Source organism: Pseudomonas sp. 05N431, assembly GCF_056397005.1.
Genome location: NZ_JBFTMN010000011.1, coordinates 61,661 through 78,540 on the forward strand (window position 1 = coordinate 61,661; position 16,880 = coordinate 78,540).

A 16,880-nucleotide genomic window follows, 5' to 3' on the forward strand; every position below is an offset into this window, starting at 1 on the left:
GACGAACTGCCGGCCGGCCTGGCTGACAGCTTGCGTCCGAGCCTCGCCAGCCTCGATGACTTCAGCAAGACCGACCTGTTGGCCGCCGGCAAACTGGCAGGTGATCCCCAAGCTTTGCTGCTTCAGGCCGAGCGCGAACTGGGCGCCAGCCTGGAGCAACTCAGCCAATACGCCACCAGCGCCAATACGCCTGCCGCTACCGCCTATCTTCCGCCTTTGCTCATAGCCTCGCAGCACGTCGGCAAACTCTCGCTGGCCCGGGACAAACTGGTCAGCAGTGGCCGCAGCGAACTGGCGGCCGATGTCGAGCGCGAAGTCAGCAGCATCCGCACTCAGGCCGAGCTGATCGAAGCGCTGCCGCTGCTCGGCGTGACCGCCAGCAAAGAATCGAATACCGACGATTTTTCGGCGATGATGGGCCTGGAAAACACTGAAAAAACCGTCGCCGAAGATGCCGGCACCGGCTTCAAACGTGATCTTGCCAGCCTGCTGACCCGCTACCCCGCCGAACTCGGCCGAACCCGCGAACAGATTCAGAAACGCGCCGACCTCAGCGCCGCCACCCACCTGAAAATTGCCGCCGTGCAACAGGCAATCGCCGGGCTGGAACCCGCCGTTCGTGCGCAACATGGGCAAATCCAGGGCGAGGTGCGGCTCATGCAGGGCGTGATGATCGGCCTGATCCTGCTGATCGCGCTGTTGATCGACACCTTGCAGCGTCGCCTCGCCCGCGTGCTGACCAATTTGGCGCCAGCGCTGTCGACCTGGGCCGAAGGCGACTTCAGTCGGGACATCCAGCTCGGCGCAACCAACCGTGAGCTACAGGACATTCAAGAATCGCTGAATCGCCTGCGCGCCTATCTGGTGGATCTGGTCGGGACAATCCGGCTGAACGCCGAACAGGTTGCCGGCAGCAGCCGGGTATTGGCCGAACTGAGCAGCGACTTGCACAGTGGCGCCGAACATCAGGCCGGCGACACCGCGCTGATTCGCGACTCGCTTGGCGAGTTGGAAGCCACCATCCAGCAAGTCGCCGGCGATGCCAGCCAGGCTGCCGACGCCAGCCGTCACGCCGGTCTTGCGGTCGAGCACGGGCAAAAGGTCATTGGCTTGAGCCTGACCGGATTGCACGCGCTGGTCGGCGAAGTCCAGGGCAACGCACAAATGATCGAGCATCTGGCCGAAGAGTCGGCCACCATCGGCGGCGTACTGACGGTGATTCGCTCGATTGCCGATCAGACCAACCTCCTCGCCCTGAACGCGGCGATTGAAGCCGCCCGCGCCGGGGAAATGGGCCGCGGTTTTGCGGTGGTTGCCGAGGAGGTTCGTTCGCTGGCGCAGCGTACTGCTGGCGCCACCGCAGAAATCCAGACCCTGATTGCCGGCCTGCAGCAGGCCGCACGGCAATCGGTGGAAGGCATGCGCGCCCAGGTCGAACATGCCGAAGCCACCGCCAACCAAGCCCAAGCAGCTGATGGTGCGCTGGACAAAATCGTCGGGGCGATCCAGACCATTGCCGACACCGCCGTACGCATCGCCGATGTCACTGCCCAGCAAAGTGGTGCTGTCAGTGAAATCCGCGATCACAGTGAGCGGATTCATCAGTTGGGCGGGGATAACCTGGTGCGGATTGGCGAAGGCCGCAGTCAGGGCGAAAACCTGCTGGTGCTGGGTGGTCAGCTGCATACCGCCGTTCAGGCCTTCCGCGTCTGACAGACCGCCATCGCGAGCAAGCTCGCTCCCACAGGTGACCGAGTTCGCCCAAGGGAATGCGATCGAATGTGGGAGCGAGCTTGCTCGCGATAGCGCCAGAACAGCCACCGCAGAACTTCCCGCCCTGCACACCCATCCGCGGTCCGCTATCATGCGCTCACTTCCGATACGCGAGATTGTCATGCGCCGTCTGCTCTGCCTGATGCTGTTAGTGCTGGTCCTGCCGGCAAATGCCGCCGGCCTTTTGGACAGTCGCCCCAGTTCGACCCTGGGCTCGATCAACAACAGCGCCGACTTCCTGCCCGTGCGCGAAGCCTTTCAGCTGAGCCTGGTGGAGAGCACGCCGCAATCGATCAAGCTGCGTTTCGTCGCCACCGAGGGTTACTACCTCTACCGGCATCGCTTCCAGTTTCACAGCGAGCCCGCCGACATTGGCCTGGGCACCGCGCAACTGCCTTCAGGCGAAAAAAAGCACGACGAGTACTTCGGCGATGTCGAGGTCTACCACGGCATTCTCGACGTAGACCTGCCACGCAGCAGTGCCGATCAGCGGGGTTTTACGCTGGCCGTCACCTACCAGGGCTGTGCCGATAAAGGCCTGTGTTATCCACCGGAAACCGAACGCCTGGCAATCGACGGTGCAGCCATTACCCCCCCAACCAGTGCTGCAGGCTGGAGCTGGCGCGAACTGGCGCTGTTCTTCCTCGCCGGCCTTGGCCTGACGTTTACCCCTTGCGTGCTGCCGATGCTGCCGATCCTCTCCGGCGTGGTGCTGCGCGGTCAGGTCGGCGGGCTGCGCGGTTTCAATCTGTCGCTGGCCTACGTCTTGCCGATGGCCGCCTGTTTCGCCGTGCTCGGCGCGTTAATGGGTCTGTTCGGTGCCCAGCTGAACCTTCAGGCACGCCTGCAATCGGCGTGGGTGTTGGTGCCGTTTGCCTTGTTCTTCGCGGTGTTTGCGTTAGCGATGTTCGGGGTGTTCGAACTGAAATTGCCCCATGTGATCAGCAGCCGCCTGGACCGCATTGCCGGTCGCACCGAAGGGGGTTCGCTGTGGGGCGCGGCCGTGCTCGGAGTGGTATCGAGCCTGTTGGTCTCGCCGTGTGTATCTGCACCTTTGGCCGGAGCACTGCTGTATATAAGCGCCAGCGGCGATGCGCTGGGCGGTGCGTTGAAGCTGTTCGTTCTGGGCCTGGGGATGGGCGCGCCATTGTTGCTGGTCGCCACCGGCGGCGCGGCCTGGCTGCCGAAAAGCGGCCCGTGGCTGGTCTACGTGAAAAATGCAATTGGCGTATTGCTGCTGGGTTTGGCAATCGGCTTGCTGAGCCGGGTATTGCCGGGCCCCATCACCTTGCTGCTGATCGGTTTGCTGGCAGCCGGGGTTGGCTTGTTCCTCGGGGCGCTGGAGCTTGGCTATAAACCGCCACGAAAACGACTCGGCCAATTGCTCGGGATACTCTTGGTGTTTTACGGGTTGGCCTGTTGGTACGGCGCCTTCAGTGGCCAGGCCGATCCGTTCAGTCCGATAAGCCAGCCAAAAGTCATCAACACTCCCGGCAGCGCTCAAGCGCAAAACCCGAGTGAATGGCAAACCATCAGCACCCCGGCGGAACTCGATCGCGTGCTCGCTGAAGCAAAATCCGCCAACACCCCACTGTTGCTCGACTGGTACGCCGACTGGTGCATCAGCTGCAAAGTCATCGAGCGCGAGGTGCTTAACGAGCGCAACGTCGTCGAACGCCTTAAAGGTTATCGGCTGGTTCGCTTCGACATTACCGCCAGCAACGCCGAACAACGCGCCCTGCTCGACCGTTACAAGCTGTTTGGACCACCGGCGCTGATGTTTTTCGGCAAGGATGGCAAGGAACGTGGCGATGTGCGGGTGATTGGCGAGATCAATGCCAGGGACTTCGCCGAACGTGTCGCTAAAGCGAATGACCAGATTTAATCAGTTGGTCACATAAATCGCGCAATCATCGGTCATTGTGCTGGCTATTGCAGAGAACTGGACAGTCACAAACGCTTTGCGGCATAGTCGCCGGGTTCTGATAACTGCACACAGATAACAAGGAACAGCCAATGGCGACCCTACTGGTTTTGCACGGACCCAACCTGAACCTGCTCGGCACCCGCGAACCGGGCGTCTACGGGGCTGTGACCCTGGCCGAGATCAACCAGGACCTGGAACAACGCGCGCGCAATGCCGGCCACCATTTGCTCTACCTGCAAAGCAACGCCGAGTATGAATTGATCGACCGCATTCACGCCGCTCGCGGCGAGGGTGTGGATTTCATTTTGATCAATCCAGCAGCTTTTACGCATACAAGTGTCGCATTACGTGACGCGCTGCTGGCGGTGAGCATCCCATTCATCGAAGTGCATTTGTCTAACGTGCACAAACGCGAACCTTTCCGCCATCACTCTTACTTCTCCGACGTTGCGGTGGGAGTGATCTGCGGCCTTGGCGCCAGCGGTTATCGACTGGCCCTGGAGGCCGCCCTGGAACAGCTTGAAAGACAGGCAACGGCTTGAACAACAAGCGTTAAACGCCCCTGACCGACCCTTGGGAGTTGATGATTCATGGATATCCGTAAAGTTAAGAAACTGATCGAACTGCTGGAAGAGTCCGGCATCGACGAGCTCGAGATCAAGGAAGGCGAAGAGTCCGTACGTATCAGCCGCCACAGCAAAACCCCGGCTCAGCAGTACTACGCTCCTGCGCCAATGCACGCTCCGGCTCCGGCACCTGTCGCTGCTGCCGCGCCTGCTGCCGCTGCACCTGCTGCTCCCGCTGCGCCAGCGCTGAACGGCAACGTTGCCCGTTCGCCAATGGTGGGCACTTTCTATCGCAAGTCTTCGCCGTCCTCGCCATCCTTCGTTGAAGTTGGCCAGAGCGTGAAGAAAGGCGACACCCTGTGCATCGTCGAAGCCATGAAGATGATGAACCACATCGAAGCTGAAACCAGCGGTGTGATCGAATCCATCCTCGTCGAAGACGGCCAGCCGGTTGAGTACGACCAACCGCTGTTCACCATCGTTTGAACCGCGGAGAGCCAACGATGTTGAAACCTGCGAAGTTGGAAAAAGTTCTGATCGCCAACCGCGGTGAAATCGCCCTGCGGATCCTGCGTGCCTGCAAAGAGATGGGCATCAAGACCGTCGCCGTTTACTCCAAGGCCGACAAGGAGCTGATGCACCTGGGTCTGGCAGACGAGTCGGTTTGCATCGGTCCGGCATCGGCCGCGCACTCTTACCTGCACATTCCAGCGATCATCGCCGCTGCCGAAGTGACCGGCGCCACCGCCATTCACCCAGGCTACGGTTTCCTCGCGGAAAACGCTGACTTTGCCGAACAGGTAGAAAACTCCGGCTTCGCCTTCATCGGCCCGAAAGCTGAAACCATCCGCCTGATGGGCGACAAGGTTTCGGCCAAGCACGCCATGATCGCTGCCGGCGTTCCAACCGTTCCAGGTTCCGATGGCCCGCTGCCGGAAGACGAAGAAACCGCTCTGCGCATTGGTCGCGAAGTCGGTTACCCGGTGATCATCAAAGCCGCTGGCGGCGGTGGTGGTCGCGGCATGCGCGTTGTGCACAAAGAAGAAGACCTGATCTCCTCGGCGAAACTGACCCGCTCCGAAGCTGGCGCGGCGTTCGGCAACCCGATGGTCTATCTGGAAAAATTCCTGACCAACCCACGTCACGTGGAAGTTCAGGTACTTTCCGATGGCCAGGGCCACGCTATCCATCTGGGTGACCGCGATTGCTCGCTGCAACGTCGCCACCAGAAGGTTCTCGAAGAAGCGCCGGCACCGGGCATCGACGAGAAGGCTCGCCAGGAAGTCTTCGCTCGCTGCGTCAAGGCGTGCATCGACATCGGTTACCGTGGCGCGGGTACTTTCGAGTTCCTGTACGAGAACGGCAGCTTCTACTTCATCGAGATGAACACTCGTGTCCAGGTAGAGCACCCGGTTTCGGAAATGGTCACCGGCATCGACATCGTCAAGGAGATGCTCAGCATCGCCGCTGGCAACCCGCTGTCGTTCACCCAGGATGACGTAGTCATCCGCGGTCACGCGCTGGAATGCCGGATCAACGCCGAAGACCCGAAAACCTTCATGCCAAGCCCAGGCACGGTCAAGCATTTCCATGCCCCGGGCGGCAACGGTGTGCGGGTTGATTCGCACCTGTACAGCGGCTATGCGGTTCCGCCGAACTACGATTCGTTGATCGGCAAACTGATCACTTACGGGGCAACCCGTGAAGAAGCCATGGCGCGCATGCGCAATGCGCTGGACGAAATCGTGGTTGACGGGATCAAGACCAACATCCCGCTGCACCGCGACCTGACCCGCGATGAAGGCTTCTGCAAAGGTGGAGTCAACATCCACTACCTGGAACACAAGCTGGCAGCACAACACTAAAGCTTGATCCAGACCAACAAAGCCGCTTTCGAGCGGCTTTGTTGTATCTGGACATTTCATCTGACCTGTCGCCTTACCCCCTGTGGGAGCGAGCTTGCTCCGGGCGGCGATCCGACGATGGCGGTGTGTCAGTCGACATCAATATTGGATGTACTGGCCTCTTCGCGAGCAAGCTCGCTCCCACAGGGTACGTGGTCAATCAGAAACCGCGTGATAGACACAGATCAAGCTCGCTCCCACAAAAGCATCGCTCTCGCGTAAACTTGCGCGCTTCTCGCAGCCCGCTAGGCTGCACATTATATTTTTCAAAGGTGCCCGCCATGCCTTGGCTGCAAGTCCGTCTCGCCATCAGCCCAGAACAAGCCGAAACCTACGAAGACGCTTTCCTTGAAGTGGGCGCCGTATCGGTAACCTTCATGGACGCCGAAGATCAGCCGATCTTCGAGCCAGAACTGAACACCACCCCACTGTGGTCGCACACCCACCTGCTCGCCCTGTTCGAAGGTGGCACCGAAACCGCCAGCGTGCTGGCTCACCTTGAGCTGCTGACCGGCAGCCCGCTGCCCGAGCATCACAGCGAAGTCATCGAGGACCAGGACTGGGAACGCAGCTGGATGGATAATTTCCAGCCAATGCGCTTCGGCCAGCGCCTGTGGATCGTCCCGAGCTGGCACGCTGCGCCCGAGCCTGAAGCGGTCAACCTGCTGCTCGATCCGGGTCTGGCGTTCGGCACCGGCACCCACCCGACTACCGCCTTGTGCCTGGAATGGCTCGATGGCCAGGACCTGAAGGACTGCCACGTACTGGACTTCGGCTGTGGCTCGGGGATCCTCGCGATTGCCGCCCTGCTGCTGGGCGCCAAGGAAGCGGTTGGCACCGACATCGACGTGCAGGCGCTGGAAGCCTCCCGCGACAACGCCGGGCGCAACAACATCGACCCAGCGCTGTTCCCGCTGTACCTGCCTCAGGATCTGCCGCAGGTGCAGGCTGACGTGCTGGTGGCCAACATCCTCGCCGGGCCACTGGTTTCCCTGGCTCCGCAACTCTCCAGCCTGGTCAAGCCCGGCGGTCGCCTGGCACTGTCGGGCATCCTCGCCGAGCAAGGTGCAGAAGTCGCAGAGGCTTATGCCAAAGACTTTGATCTGGACCCGATTGCCAATCGCGATGGCTGGGTGCGCATTACCGGCCGTCGGCGCTAAAATGAGCGCCTGCATACTCCGGATGGCCGCATGACCGATAGCTTCGTCACCCAGTGCCCGCATTGCCAGACCAGTTTCCGCGTCAGCCACGCCCAATTGAGCGTGGCCCGCGGGGTGGTTCGCTGCGGCTCTTGCCTGCAAGTGTTCAATGCTGCTCGACAGTTGCTCGAGCAACGCATGGGCAAGGAAGCTATCGCCCTCACGACCCCGCCTCCGGTTGAGCCGCCCACGCAACGGGCCATCAGCCAGAAACAGTGGACAGCCGCCGAACTGGATCTGGACAGCCTCGACCTCGACGAAGAACTCGCCAAGCTCGAACAACGGGAAATCCAGCCCACCAAAGAGTTCGGCCATCATGAGCGCGAGCACAAGGAAGACTCGCTGAGCGCCCGCCGGGATACGACCGAAGGCGAAGAGCCGTGGGCCGACAGCCTGTTCAGCGAGTCCGCCGCCGAACGCGCGCTGGCCAGCGAAAACGCGCACCCAGCGACCGAGAGCCATCGATCGACAGACGTCGCCGACGAGCCGGAAAAAAACTCGCGCACCGAACCCTCACTGTCGCTCGAACTGGTCGACCTCGACGATGAGCCAGAGACACCGCAGTTGCGCCTCGAGCAGCCATTCGAAACGCCGGAGCCTGCTGCAAAACACGAACGCCTGTCCGCGACCGATGACGACCTCGACGACGAAGCCCATGAGCCCGAGCCTGCACGCAAGAAGCGCACACGCAACGAATCGGCCATCCATGACGAGGTGTTGCAGGACCTGGTCGACGACCCGCTGCAACTCGACTGGCAAAAACGCCGCTCACCCTGGGGTCGCCGGCTCTTCTGGGGCCTGATGGTCCTGCTGGGTGCCGCAGCCCTTGCCGGCCAGTACATTGCCTATCATTTCGACGAACTGGCCCGCCAGGACCAATACCGCCCCTGGTTCCAGCAAGTGTGCCCACAGATTGGCTGCAGCGTGCCGTCCAAGGTCGATATCGCGAAAATCAAAAGCAGCAACCTGGTGGTGCGTAGCCACCCGGACTTCAATGGCGCGCTGGTAGTCGACGCGATCATCTACAACCGCGCGTCATTCTCGCAACCGTTCCCATTGCTGGAACTGCGCTTTGCCGACCTCAATGGCCATCTGATCGCCAGCCGCCGCTTCAAACCGGGCGAGTACCTCAATGGCGACCTCGCGGACCTCGCAGAAATGCCGCCGCAAACGCCCATTCATATTGCCCTGGACATCCTCGATCCCGGTCCGAAAGCCGTGAATTACAGCCTGAGCTTCCACTCGCCCGAGTGATTCGCTTCACTCGGCGCTCAATCGCGCGCAATTGACGACAGCTTTCTGACTCCCGGCGCCTCGAACCAAACTGCTGGCAATAACAGAATAACTGTTCAGATTTTATCCAATTCAGCCTTTAACCAGTCATCGAGAGCGGGTATCATGCCAACCCTTTTTCGAACTCTCATGATCCGACCCCACAACAGGGAAGTCCTATGTCGGCGGTACGCATCGGCCCATATACATTGCACAACGGCTTGATTCTCGCCCCAATGGCGGGGGTCACAGACCAGCCCTTTCGTCAGCTGTGCAAACGACTGGGCGCAGGGCTTGTAGTCTCGGAAATGGTCACCAGCGACATGAGTTTGTGGAACACCCGCAAATCGCGTCTGCGCATGGTCCACGAAGGTGATCCCGAGCCACGCTCGGTACAGATCGCCGGTGGCGATGCTCAGATGCTGGCGGAGGCAGCACGCGCCAACGTCGAGCTGGGTGCTCAGATTATTGATATCAACATGGGGTGCCCGGCCAAGAAGGTCTGCAACAAGGCTGCCGGCTCCGCGTTACTGAAAGATGAAGAACTGGTGACCGAGATCCTGCACGCCGTCGTGGCGGCGGTTGATGTGCCGGTCACCCTTAAGATCCGCACGGGCTGGGACCGGGCGAACAAGAATGGCCTGACAGTGGCGAAAATCGCCGAACAGGCAGGCATTACGGCGCTGGCGGTGCATGGCCGGACCCGTGCCGATCTGTACACCGGTGAAGCCGAGTACGACACCATTGCCGCGATCAAGCAGGCGGTGTCGATTCCGGTCTTCGCCAATGGCGATATCGACTCGCCCGAGAAGGCCCGGCACGTGCTTGACGCGACCGGTGCCGATGGCCTGCTGATAGGCCGGGCTGCCCAGGGGCGGCCATGGATTTTTCGTGAGATCGAGCATTATCTGCGTACCGGCGAAAAACTCCCGGCACCGGAATTGATCGAGGTGGAACGTATTCTGCTTGAGCATCTGGCCGCGCTCCATGCTTTCTATGGAGATGTCATGGGCGTACGCATCGCCCGCAAGCATGTCGGCTGGTATCTCGCAACCCTGCCGGGCGCCAGGGAGTTTCGCGCCCACTTCAATCGTTTGGATGGTACGGAAACACAATGCGCCAACGTTCGGGAGTTCTTCGCCGAGCGCTACAAGAGCCTGACAGGGGACGGAGAAGGGGTGGCCGCATGACGATGATGACCGAGACTTTAGTGAGTGGAACAGCACCCGTGAGCGACAACGTAAATTTGAAACAGCACCTCAATACACCGAGCGAAGAAGGCCAGACCCTTCGCGGGAGTGTCGAGAAGGCGCTGCACAATTATTTCGCCCACCTTGAAGGCGCTGCCGTCACGGATGTGTACAACCTGGTGCTCTCCGAAGTCGAGGCTCCCCTGCTCGAAAGCGTGATGAACTACGTCAAGGGCAATCAGACCAAGGCCAGTGAGCTGCTGGGACTGAACCGCGGCACCTTGCGCAAGAAACTCAAGCAGTACGATTTGTTGTAAGCATTCAATCAAACCAGAAAGGCGCCCGCGTAAAACCGGTCGCCTTTTTTGCTGACTTCCTTTGCTTTTGATGGAAATTGAGATGACCGACCAGACCACCCGCCTGCCGATCCGCCGTGCCTTGATCAGCGTTTCAGACAAGACCGGGATCCTCGAATTCGCCAGGGAACTCGAAGCCCTCGGCGTCGAGATCCTCTCCACCGGCGGGACGTTCAAGCTGCTGCAGGACAATGGCGTAGCCGCTGTGGAAGTCGCGGATTACACCGGTTTCGCAGAAATGATGGACGGTCGGGTGAAAACCCTGCACCCGAAAATCCACGGCGGGATCCTCGGTCGTCGCGGTATCGACGATGCCATCATGAACGAACACGGCATCAAGCCGATCGATCTGGTCGCCGTTAACCTCTACCCGTTCGAAGCCACCATCAACAAGCCAGGTTGCGACCTGCCGACCGCCATCGAGAACATCGATATCGGCGGCCCGACCATGGTGCGCTCCGCAGCCAAGAACCACAAAGACGTGGCCATCGTGGTCAACGCCAGCGATTACGCCAGCGTGCTGGAAAACCTCAAGGCCGGTGGCCTGACCTACGCCCAGCGTTTCGACCTGATGCTCAAGGCCTTCGAACACACCGCAGCCTATGACGGCATGATCGCCAACTACATGGGCACCGTGAACCAGGCCGCTGAAACCCTCAGCACCGAAGGTCGCAGCGAGTTCCCGCGCACCTTCAACAGCCAGTTCATCAAGGCTCAGGAAATGCGCTACGGCGAGAACCCGCACCAGAGCGCGGCGTTCTACGTTGAAGCCAAGCCAGCCGAAGTCGGTATCGCCACCGCGACCCAACTGCAAGGCAAAGAGCTGTCGTACAACAACGTGGCCGACACCGACGCTGCGCTGGAATGCGTGAAGAGCTTCGTCAAACCAGCCTGCGTCATCGTCAAGCACGCCAACCCGTGCGGCGTTGCCGTGAGCCCGGACGCCGAAGGCGGTATCCGCCAGGCGTACGAACTGGCTTACGCCACCGACACCGAGTCGGCCTTTGGCGGCATCATCGCGTTCAACCGTGAACTGGATGCTGAAACCGCCAAAGCCATCGTCGAGCGTCAGTTCGTCGAAGTGATCATCGCCCCATCGGTCAGCGAAGAAGCCCGCGCCATCGTTGCCGCCAAGGCCAACGTTCGCCTGCTGGCCTGTGGCCAATGGTCGGCTGATCGCGCCCCGGCCTGGGACTACAAGCGCGTCAACGGCGGCTTGCTGGTACAGAGCCGCGACATCGGCATGATCGGCAGCGAAGACCTGAAGGTTGTGACCAAGCGCGCACCGACCGAGCAAGAGATCAACGACCTGATCTTCGCCTGGAAAGTCGCCAAGTACGTCAAATCCAACGCCATCGTCTACGCCAAGAACCGTCAGACCATTGGTGTCGGCGCTGGCCAGATGAGCCGCGTGAACTCTGCGCGCATCGCGGCCATCAAAGCTGAACACGCTGGCCTGCAAGTGCAGGGCGCGGTCATGGCCTCGGACGCGTTCTTCCCGTTCCGCGACGGCATCGACAACGCAGCCAAGGTCGGCATCACCGCCGTGATTCAACCAGGCGGCTCGATGCGTGACAACGAAGTGATTGCTGCCGCTGACGAAGCCGGCATCGCGATGGTCTTTACGGGCATGCGCCACTTCCGTCACTGATTATTGCCCCCTGTGGGCGAACTCCTGTGGGAGCGAGCTTGCTCGCGATAGCGATCTATCAGGCACATTAATGCTGGATGTGCCGCCGCCATCGCGAGCAAGCTCGCTCCCACACAAGAGCACCCCTGCGGTGCTATCAAGAATTAGCGTCATCCGAGGTTTTTGAAATGAATGTTTTGATCATTGGCAGCGGTGGCCGTGAACACGCCCTGGCCTGGAAAGTCGCTCAGGATCCGCGCGTACAGAAAGTCTTCGTTGCCCCGGGCAACGCCGGCACTGCCATTGAAGCCAAGTGCGAGAACATCGCTATCGACGTACTGGCCCTTGAACAGCTGGCCGACTTTGCCGAGAAAAACGTCTCCCTGACCATCGTCGGTCCGGAAGTCCCGCTGGTCGCAGGCGTGGTCGATCTGTTCCGCCAACGTGGCCTGGATTGCTTCGGCCCAACCGCTGGCGCCGCCCAGCTGGAAGGCTCCAAGGCATTCACCAAGGACTTCCTGGCTCGCCACAAGATCCCGACGGCCGACTACCAGAACTTCACCGAGATCGAACCAGCCCTGGCTTATCTGCGTGAAAAAGGTGCGCCGATCGTGATCAAGGCCGACGGCCTGGCTGCCGGTAAAGGCGTGATCGTCGCCATGACCCTGGCCGAAGCCGAAGACGCCGTACGCGACATGCTCGCCGGCAACGCATTCGGCGACGCCGGTTCGCGCGTGGTCATCGAAGAGTTCCTCGATGGCGAAGAAGCCAGCTTCATCGTCATGGTCGACGGCAAGAACGTGCTGCCGATGGCCACCAGCCAGGACCACAAACGTGTTGGCGACGCCGACACCGGCCCGAACACGGGCGGCATGGGTGCCTACTCCCCTGCCCCGGTGGTCACCAGCGAAGTTCACCAGCGCGTCATGGACCTGGTGATCTGGCCAACCGTGCGTGGCATGGCCGAAGAAGGCAACGTCTACACCGGCTTCCTCTATGCTGGCTTGATGATCGACAAGGCCGGCAACCCGAAAGTCATCGAGTTCAACTGCCGTTTCGGCGACCCCGAGACCCAACCGGTGATGCTGCGTCTGCAGTCGAGCCTGGTATTGCTGGTCGAAGCGGCGCTGGCACAGGCACTGGACAAGGTCGAAGCACAGTGGGATCCACGTCCAAGCGTCGGTATCGTACTGGCGGCTGGCGGCTACCCGGGTGATTACGCCAAGGGCACCGTGATCGAAGGTCTGGATGCCGCCGCTGCGCTGGAAGGTAAAGTCTTCCACGCCGGTACCGCGCTGAAGGACGGCAAGGTCGTGACTGCCGGTGGTCGGGTACTTTGCGCCACCGCCATGGGCGCTAGCGTCGATGCCGCCCAGCAGCAGGCCTACAAACTGGCCGGCAAAATCAACTGGGAAGGCTGTTTCTACCGCAAGGACATTGGCTACCGCGCCATTGCCCGTGAGCGTGGCGAAAATCAGGAATAAGCTATCCATTCGGCTAGGCAAGGGCCTATGGCCCTTGCCGTACTATTCCGGCGCCGCGCATAGTTATAATCTGGCATCAACCTACGAAGGGATTTCGCCGTGCGCTGGCTCAGGATTGCCATAGGTTTCACCGTCACTCTGCTGACCCTGCTCTGCATGCTCCCGGCCCAGGCCGCGCAAGGCAGTGGCTGGGCGGTATTGCTCGACGAACAGGCAGACCTGCAACTGAGCGATATCCGCTCGCCTCGCTACACCAACCAATTCAGCCCGATTGAACTCGACCAGATCACCGCCGCCGAACCCAGTGGCGCGTTGTGGCTGCGTTTCAAGCTCAGTCCCGGCAAACACGAACAACTGCTGCGCATCTTCGCCCCCGACTTGTTGCACCTGAACCTCTACGTTCTGGATGGCGACACGCTGATCGAGCAATTGACCAGCGGCAACGAGCAACCGCAGAGCGAGCGGCCGCTCCCCAGCAGCGACTTCATGATGCCGCTGCCTCAAAGCGACAAACCCCTCGACGTCTATCTGCGACTGGTTTCCGAACACGAGTTGCGGCCTTATATCACCCTGCAATCGGCAGTGATGACGGCAGCCCACCAGAACCAGACGCTGATCTACGGCCTGTTTTTTGGCTGCATCGCGATGCTGATCCTGTATAACCTTACGCGCTACGGTTATTCCCGCTCGCGAAGCAGTCTCTGGCTGGCGGCGTGCGAGGGGCTGTTGTTACTCAGTCTGGTGCTGTTGCTGAACCTGGCAGGCCCATGGCTACCCGACTGGCACGCCGTGCAGACACCCGGCGCCTATCTGGCGCTGTTGCTGACAGCACCCTGCGGCCTGATGTTCGCCTACCGTTTCTTTGCCCCGCTGGGCCCGCATCCATTGAACAGATTGCTGCTGGGGGACATCCTGTTCATTGTCCTGTGCAGCCTGCTGTTACTGTTCGTCGACACCTTGCCGCTGAACATCATCACCTATGCGCTGGTGGCCCTGGCGGGCCTGAGCATGCTCTTTGTCAGCGCCTATCATTGGCAAAAGGGTTACCGACCGGCACGCCTGTTCGTGGCCGCAATGGTGGTATTCAACGTCGGCGCGCTGATCATCCTCCCGGCGCTGCTGGGGCTGACCCTGGTTGCGCCGCAAGGTCTGATCATGACCTTGATGGCCTTCATCTGTATCAGTGGCGTGCTGATGAGCATCGCCCTGAGCGAACGCCAGCGCAGCATCACCGAAGACCGCTTCAGCGTCAGCCGCGACCTGGCAGCAAGTAATGCCGAGATCAATGCCAAAGCCGAGTTCCTGGCAAAAATCAGCCACGAAATCCGCACCCCGATGAATGGCGTGCTGGGCATGACCGAACTACTGCTGGGCACCCCGCTGTCGGTCAAACAGCGCGACTACGTGCAAACCATCCACAGCGCCGGCAATGAACTGCTGACGTTGATCAACGAAATCCTCGACATCTCCAAGCTCGAATCCGGACAAATCGAACTCGACGACGTGCAGTTCGACCTCAACGCACTGATCGAAGACTGCCTGAGCATCTTCCGCGCCAAGGCCGAACAACAGAACGTCGAGCTGATCAGCTTCATCCAGCCACAGGTTCCCCGCGTGATCAGCGGCGACCCGACGCGTCTGCGCCAGACGCTGCTGAGCCTGCTGGAAAACGCCCTGAAGAAAACCGACGAAGGCGAAATCCTGATCGTCGTTGCCCTCGACGAGCGCAGCCACAAACCGCGCCTGCGCATTGCCGTGCAAGACAGCGGGCAACCCATGGATGCCGAAGAACGGGAAGCCCTGCTACATGCCGAACTGCATAGCAAGAACTTCCTTTCCGCCACACGCCTGGGCGGTAACCTGGGGTTGGTGATCGCTCGCCAATTGATTCTGCTGATGCACGGCGAATTCGGTATCAAGAGCGGCAGCAATCAGGGCAGCACACTGTGGCTGACCTTGCCGCTGGACCCCGAGCGCCTCGAACACCCGAACTCCGATCTCGATGGCCCGCTGCAGGGCGCCCGGGTGCTGGTGGTGGACGACAATGACACCTGCCGCAAAGTCCTGGTGCAGCAATGCAGCGCCTGGGGGCTGAACGTCAGCGCCGTACCTTCCGGCAAGGAAGCCCTCGCCCTGCTGCGCACCAAGGCGCACCTGCGTGACTACTTCGACGTGGTCCTGCTCGACCAGAACATGCCCGGCATGACCGGCATGCAACTGGCGGCGAAGATCAAGGAAGACCCGAGCCTGAATCACGACATTCTGCTGATCATGCTCACCGGCATCAGCAACGCACCGAGCAAGGTCATCGCGCGCAATGCCGGGATCAAACGCATCCTCGCCAAACCCGTGGCCGGCTACACCCTCAAGACCACGCTGGCCGACGAACTGAGCCAACGCAGCAAAGGCCTGGCCGTCTCGCAGCAACTGCCGAGCGGCGCGCCTGCGGCGGTCAAGGTGCCAAGCGATTTCCGCATTCTGGTGGCCGAAGACAACAGCATTTCGACCAAAGTGATTCGCGGCATGCTCGGCAAGCTCAACCTTCAGCCGGACACCGCCTGCAATGGCGAAGAAGCCTTGAAGGCAATGAAGGCCCAACGCTACGACCTGGTGTTGATGGACTGCGAAATGCCAATCCTCGATGGTTTCTCCGCCACCCAGCAATTGCGTGCCTGGGAAGTCGGTAACCAGCGAACCCGCACACCGGTAGTGGCGCTGACCGCACACATCCTGGCCGAACACAAAGAACGCGCACGCCAGGCCGGCATGGATGGCCACATGGCCAAGCCCGTCGAGCTTTCTCAGCTGCGTGAACTGATCGAGCATTGGGTCGCGCAGCGCGATCAGCAGAATCAGGCAACGGCTCAGACGTCCTGAGCCGACAGACCCGGCAGCGCCTGATAGACTCCACCTCGACTTCCCTCGCCAGTGAGCTTGCCCCATGCTCCACGTGTTGTTCAGCGTTTACCTGAAGATGCTGGTGCTCTACAGCCCATTCTTCGTATTGTCCTGCTTCATCAGTCTGACCCGCGGTTATTCGCGCAAGGAACAACGTCGACTGGCCTGGAATGTCGCCCTCGCGACCCTGGTCTCCAGCGTCCTGCTGTATTTGTTCGGGCGAGTGATTTTCAGCGTGTTCGGCATTACCGTAGACGCTTTCCGCATTGGCGCCGGCAGCGTGCTGTTCATTTCGGCATTGGGCATGGCTCAGGGCAAATCAGCGGTCCAGACCGACAACGTGCAGCAAGACGTGACCATCGTCCCGCTGACCATTCCCCTCACTGTCGGCCCCGGCACCATCGGCGCCTTGCTGGTGATGGGCGTCAGCCAGCCGCACTGGGACGACAAACTTACCGCCATCCTCAGCATTGCCATGGCCAGCCTGACTGTTGGCGTGGTGCTTTATCTGTCCAACCGCATCGAGCGGATTCTCGGTGACCAGGGTTTGCAGATTGTCAGCCGGTTGATGGGGTTGTTTGTGTGTGCGTTGGCGGCGCAGATTATCTTTACCGGGGTGAAGGGGTATCTGGTGCCGTAGCTCACGGCCGAAGGATTTAAAGCCCTCGACCGTGGCTTTCA

The 16,880-nt window shown here is 60.7% G+C and carries 13 protein-coding genes; all 13 read left to right on the plus strand.

The features are described 5' to 3' along the window. Positions 1–669: 669 nt before the first annotated feature. The 13 genes from AC1DIG_RS19620 to AC1DIG_RS19680 all read left to right on the plus strand — a co-directional run bounded on the left by AC1DIG_RS19620 (position 670) and on the right by AC1DIG_RS19680 (position 16,839). The gene (locus AC1DIG_RS19620; RefSeq protein ID WP_477768700.1) at positions 670–1,713 is read left to right on the plus strand and encodes a methyl-accepting chemotaxis protein; all 1,044 of its coding nucleotides are present in this window, start codon (positions 670–672) and stop codon (positions 1,711–1,713) included. 181 nt (positions 1,714–1,894) lie between these two features. Then, positions 1,895–3,658 carry a protein-disulfide reductase DsbD gene (locus AC1DIG_RS19625; RefSeq protein ID WP_477768635.1) on the plus strand — a complete coding sequence of 588 codons (1,764 nt, stop codon included), beginning with the start codon at positions 1,895–1,897 and terminating at the stop codon, positions 3,656–3,658. A 131-nt stretch (positions 3,659–3,789) separates the two neighbouring features. After that, on the plus strand, positions 3,790–4,242 hold the full coding sequence (gene aroQ / locus AC1DIG_RS19630) for a type II 3-dehydroquinate dehydratase (RefSeq protein WP_019693755.1): 453 nt from the start codon (positions 3,790–3,792) through the stop codon (positions 4,240–4,242). Positions 4,243–4,290: 48 nt separating this feature from the next. Beyond that, the gene (gene accB, locus AC1DIG_RS19635) at positions 4,291–4,752 is read left to right on the plus strand and encodes an acetyl-CoA carboxylase biotin carboxyl carrier protein (RefSeq protein ID WP_477768636.1); all 462 of its coding nucleotides are present in this window, start codon (positions 4,291–4,293) and stop codon (positions 4,750–4,752) included. Between the two features lie 17 nt (positions 4,753–4,769). Beyond that, on the plus strand, positions 4,770–6,131 hold the full coding sequence (accC, locus tag AC1DIG_RS19640; RefSeq protein ID WP_019693757.1) for an acetyl-CoA carboxylase biotin carboxylase subunit: 1,362 nt from the start codon (positions 4,770–4,772) through the stop codon (positions 6,129–6,131). Between the two features lie 320 nt (positions 6,132–6,451). Beyond that, complete coding sequence (prmA, locus tag AC1DIG_RS19645) at positions 6,452–7,330, plus strand: 50S ribosomal protein L11 methyltransferase (RefSeq protein WP_477768637.1); 879 nt, start codon at positions 6,452–6,454, stop codon at positions 7,328–7,330. Between the two features lie 30 nt (positions 7,331–7,360). Further along, positions 7,361–8,623, plus strand: a complete 1,263-nt coding sequence (locus tag AC1DIG_RS19650) for a DUF3426 domain-containing protein (protein WP_477768638.1) — start codon at positions 7,361–7,363, stop codon at positions 8,621–8,623. A 197-nt stretch (positions 8,624–8,820) separates the two neighbouring features. Then, positions 8,821–9,831, plus strand: coding sequence for a tRNA dihydrouridine synthase DusB (gene dusB / locus AC1DIG_RS19655; protein WP_054595437.1), 1,011 nt, complete (start codon positions 8,821–8,823; stop codon positions 9,829–9,831). Further along, positions 9,828–10,148, plus strand: coding sequence for a DNA-binding transcriptional regulator Fis (gene fis / locus AC1DIG_RS19660; protein WP_007921650.1), 321 nt, complete (start codon positions 9,828–9,830; stop codon positions 10,146–10,148). The genes dusB and fis overlap by 4 nt, the downstream gene beginning before the upstream one ends. 82 nt (positions 10,149–10,230) lie before the next feature. Beyond that, positions 10,231–11,838, plus strand: coding sequence for a bifunctional phosphoribosylaminoimidazolecarboxamide formyltransferase/IMP cyclohydrolase (gene purH, locus AC1DIG_RS19665; RefSeq protein ID WP_477768639.1), 1,608 nt, complete (start codon positions 10,231–10,233; stop codon positions 11,836–11,838). Positions 11,839–12,005: 167 nt separating this feature from the next. Beyond that, positions 12,006–13,301, plus strand: coding sequence for a phosphoribosylamine--glycine ligase (gene purD / locus AC1DIG_RS19670; protein ID WP_477768640.1), 1,296 nt, complete (start codon positions 12,006–12,008; stop codon positions 13,299–13,301). A 99-nt stretch (positions 13,302–13,400) separates the two neighbouring features. Then, on the plus strand, positions 13,401–16,178 hold the full coding sequence (locus AC1DIG_RS19675) for a hybrid sensor histidine kinase/response regulator (RefSeq protein WP_477768641.1): 2,778 nt from the start codon (positions 13,401–13,403) through the stop codon (positions 16,176–16,178). 64 nt (positions 16,179–16,242) lie between these two features. Then, positions 16,243–16,839 carry a MarC family protein gene (locus AC1DIG_RS19680; protein WP_054595433.1) on the plus strand — a complete coding sequence of 199 codons (597 nt, stop codon included), beginning with the start codon at positions 16,243–16,245 and terminating at the stop codon, positions 16,837–16,839. Positions 16,840–16,880: the final 41 nt, after the last annotated feature.

What these genes read in the sequence shown, in the direction of transcription:
- accB (WP_477768636.1), top strand. Translation starts at nt 4,291, where the DNA reads ATGGATATCCGTAAAGTTAAGAAACTGATCGAACTGCTGGAAGAGTCC.
- dusB (WP_054595437.1), top strand. Translation starts at nt 8,821, where the DNA reads ATGTCGGCGGTACGCATCGGCCCATATACATTGCACAACGGCTTGATT.
- AC1DIG_RS19620 (WP_477768700.1), top strand. Translation starts at nt 670, where the DNA reads ATGATCGGCCTGATCCTGCTGATCGCGCTGTTGATCGACACCTTGCAG.
- AC1DIG_RS19625 (WP_477768635.1), top strand. Translation starts at nt 1,895, where the DNA reads ATGCGCCGTCTGCTCTGCCTGATGCTGTTAGTGCTGGTCCTGCCGGCA.
- AC1DIG_RS19650 (WP_477768638.1), top strand. Translation starts at nt 7,361, where the DNA reads ATGACCGATAGCTTCGTCACCCAGTGCCCGCATTGCCAGACCAGTTTC.
- accC (WP_019693757.1), top strand. Translation starts at nt 4,770, where the DNA reads ATGTTGAAACCTGCGAAGTTGGAAAAAGTTCTGATCGCCAACCGCGGT.
- fis (WP_007921650.1), top strand. Translation starts at nt 9,828, where the DNA reads ATGACGATGATGACCGAGACTTTAGTGAGTGGAACAGCACCCGTGAGC.
- AC1DIG_RS19680 (WP_054595433.1), top strand. Translation starts at nt 16,243, where the DNA reads ATGCTCCACGTGTTGTTCAGCGTTTACCTGAAGATGCTGGTGCTCTAC.
- prmA (WP_477768637.1), top strand. Translation starts at nt 6,452, where the DNA reads ATGCCTTGGCTGCAAGTCCGTCTCGCCATCAGCCCAGAACAAGCCGAA.
- purH (WP_477768639.1), top strand. Translation starts at nt 10,231, where the DNA reads ATGACCGACCAGACCACCCGCCTGCCGATCCGCCGTGCCTTGATCAGC.
- purD (WP_477768640.1), top strand. Translation starts at nt 12,006, where the DNA reads ATGAATGTTTTGATCATTGGCAGCGGTGGCCGTGAACACGCCCTGGCC.
- aroQ (WP_019693755.1), top strand. Translation starts at nt 3,790, where the DNA reads ATGGCGACCCTACTGGTTTTGCACGGACCCAACCTGAACCTGCTCGGC.